This is a genomic window from Mesorhizobium sp. WSM4817, from assembly GCF_055811135.1.
In genome coordinates this window covers 1-460 of sequence record NZ_JBVVQQ010000137.1, presented here as the reverse complement: position 1 = coordinate 460, position 460 = coordinate 1, and the positions used below count along the sequence as shown (strand labels likewise).

General features: G+C 56.5%; 1 rRNA gene. It reads right to left on the bottom strand.

Annotated elements, in window-relative coordinates:
* Positions 1-211 precede the first annotated feature (211 nt).
* A 5S ribosomal RNA gene (rrf, locus tag AC0L2K_RS35080) occupies positions 212-326 on the bottom strand.
* Between the last annotated feature and the right edge of the window lie 134 nt (positions 327-460).

Here is a 460-nt window from a genome sequence, read left to right as displayed (position 1 = left end):
CGGGGACAGGATTTGAACCTGTGACCTTCAGGTTATGAGCCTGACGAGCTACCGGGCTGCTCCACCCCGCGTCAACTTTTCAAGCAAGTCGGCGCTTCACTTAGGTACAAGCTTGCGCCAACTGAAAGGGCCGCTTGCGCGGCCCGGGTTCCCGATTGGCGGGCCTGATTTGTAAGGAGAAGACTGGATTTTTGCAACGTGCGTTTTGCAGACCTGGCAGCGACCTACTCTCCCGCGTCTTGAGACGAAGTACCATCAGCGCTGGAGCGTTTCACGGCCGAGTTCGGAATGGGATCGGGTGCAGCCGCTCCGCCATAACCACCAGGTCGGCAAAGCGCACGTTGCTCGAGAAGCTGTTTTCTGTGCCAACCATCGTTTTCACGATGGGCATAGGGAATGAGAACGATCAAGCCGATCGAACTATTAGTACCGGTAAGCTTCAAGCGTTGCCGCTCTTCCA